The sequence below is a fragment of the Candidatus Aquicultor sp. genome (assembly GCF_054640775.1).
In genome coordinates this window covers 1-2,503 of the sequence record NZ_JBTSLF010000355.1, presented here as the reverse complement: position 1 = coordinate 2,503, position 2,503 = coordinate 1, and the positions used below count along the sequence as shown (strand labels likewise).

General features: G+C 49.0%; 2 protein-coding genes and 1 pseudogene. All 3 read left to right on the top strand.

The window, feature by feature from the left end; translation table 11 throughout:
- A partial coding sequence (locus ACYC56_RS15290) for an ATP-binding protein (RefSeq protein ID WP_461375032.1) occupies positions 1-985 on the top strand: 985 nt, incomplete at its 5' end.
- A gap of 105 nt (positions 986-1,090) precedes the next feature.
- The gene (locus ACYC56_RS15285) at positions 1,091-1,534 is read left to right on the top strand and encodes a DUF3795 domain-containing protein (protein ID WP_461375031.1); all 444 of its coding nucleotides are present in this window, start codon (positions 1,091-1,093) and stop codon (positions 1,532-1,534) included.
- Positions 1,535-1,680: 146 nt separating this feature from the next.
- Positions 1,681-2,160 (top strand): annotated as a pseudogene (locus ACYC56_RS15280) (DUF3795 domain-containing protein).
- Positions 2,161-2,503 lie beyond the last annotated feature (343 nt).

Below are 2,503 nucleotides of genomic sequence, written 5' to 3'. Positions count from 1 at the left end.
CGAAGAAGAAGCCGGCATGTATCTCGATATGACCATGATGTTGGAGACACCCGAGTCGGTCGCCGCGCGGTCCGGTCGCAATACGGAAGCGGTTTCCCTCATGCTGGCCGACATGGCCCGGAAGGGGCTGTTTTTTCGCCAGCGTAAAGACGGAGAGGTCAGGTACGCAGCCGTAGCTTTCGTAATCGGGTCGTACGAGTTTCAACTCAAGAACATGGACCGTGATTTAGCCGAAATGGTAGAAGCCTATTTCCAGGAAGGCTTCATGGATTTTGCCCCGGGGAAGAATATTTTTCCTTTGAGGACTATTCCTGTACAGCAATCCATCCAGGCCACCTGGCCGGTTGCTCCCTATGTTCAGGCCCGCGAACTCATCAAGACCAAAGAGAAAATCGCCTTGGCCGATTGTATCTGCCGCGTCCAGCAAGAAATGATCGGCAAAGGCTGCGGCAAACCCAAGGAAGTATGCCTGATGTTCGGATCGCATGCGGATTACTATGTGGAAAATAAATTGGGCCGCTATATCAGTCAAGAGGAAGCCTTAGAAGTTTTGGATGTCAGCGAGAAGGCGGGACTGGTGAACCAACCGGCCAATATGATCAATACCGGTGGTATGTGCAACTGTTGCGGTGATTGCTGCGGTGTATTGCGAACGCTTAACAAGACGCCCAAGCCGGCACTGATGATCTTTAATAACTACTACGCCACGGTGGACCCCGATTTGTGTACAGCCTGCGAAACATGCCTGACGCGCTGCCAGATGGCGGCCATAAGCATCAACGACGATCAGGCAGCAGTCATTGAAAAAGACCGATGTATCGGCTGTGGTCTATGCGTGACCGCTTGCCCAACCGAAGCCATAGCTCTAACTCTTAAACCTGAAGAACAACAAACTATCCCTCCGGCCAGTGGGCGCGAATTGATGGAACAAACCTCCAAAACCAGGGGTACCCTGTTAATTCCTTTATCCATGAGAAACGGCTAAAAACAAGGATAATCACCCCGGCGAAAGCCGGGATCCAGGAAAAATTCATTGTAATCATTTCTAATGTTCGTTCAAATATGAAAAAATAAATAAAGGAGGTTTATTATGATCGATAAAAATCTACTCAGCCCTTGTGGGCTATACTGCGGTGTCTGCGGAATCCGAACGGCCTATCTTTCCGGTAATCCGGGATTTATGGCGGCAATAGCCAAGGGATACGGCGTCACCCAAGAGGAAATCAAGTGCGACGGATGCCTTTCCGATAACACCTTTGTCTATTGTTCATCTTGCCCGATTAAAAATTGTACTAAAGAAAAAGGGGTTGAAGGATGTCACCATTGTAATGAGTGGCCTTGTACCATCATTGAGCAGTTTCCTTTTGAAAACGCGCGTCCAGAGATAAAACGGGCTATCCCCATTTGGCGAAATATCGGTACTGAGGCCTGGATCGAACATGAAAACAAATGGTTCAGTTGTAAGAACTGCGGGACCCAATTATTTAGGGGCGCCCGTCGTTGCCGGTCTTGCGGTGCCGATTGGACCGGTTGAGCTAAACACAGGAAATAATACCTTCGGTTAAACCTTGGGGGTTGCGAGTTTCCATCCAGAAATGGCACATTTCCGGATGAAGCGATAGCTGTCGTCATAGGACAAAGGAGGTTTAAATATGGAAGGATGGCAGCAACAAGGATTTAATGGCCCCATACGGGCTGTACTGCGGTGCCTGCGGGGTTTATCTGGCCACCAGAGAAGGGAATGAAAAATTCAGGACGATCATGGGCAACCTCTATGGAACCAAACCCGAAGAGACCTTCTGTTTAGGGTGCATGCAGTCTGATTAGGCTGCAAAGATTTATGCCTCTTGCTGGGTTTGCAAAATAAGAAATTGCGTGAAAGCAAAAGAATATTATTCTTGCCATCAATGTCAGGACTGGCCCTGTCCAAGCATAGAAAAATTCGGTTTTGCCACCGGCCGAAGGGTAATGGAAAGAACCATTCCCATCTGGCGGGCCAAAGTGGCCGAACAGGGTGATGAGCAGGGCAGCATTGAATGGGCGAGAACGGAATGTGAACGTTATCATTGCTCAAATTGCGGTCAGCCCCTTTTTCGGGGCGCCCAGCGCTGCCGGGCTTGCAAAAAAGAGGTGGCTGAAGAACTGGATGGTTCCTTATGATTGAGTAATGGGCGGTAAATGACCCTTCCACCGTCCATCCTAATACCTCTCCTATCTCCCCAGTTGGTACGGGCAGCCCGTGCCGAAATCAATATCTTTAATTAATGGATAAATTTTAATTGACCGCGCCCACTCGAGTTGATTATCTTGATACACTCTATTACTCGGGGTAAGAAAAAACAACCCAAGGTCAAAACTTCATGAAGGATTACAACCGGATCAAGAAAAAGATCACGACGGTACTTTTCCTGTCTCAGGGCTTGAGTTCCGCCGGGTTCATCGCTGCCTTTACCGTTAACGCCATTGTAGCGGTCAACTTGAGCGGGAAAACCTCACTGGCAGG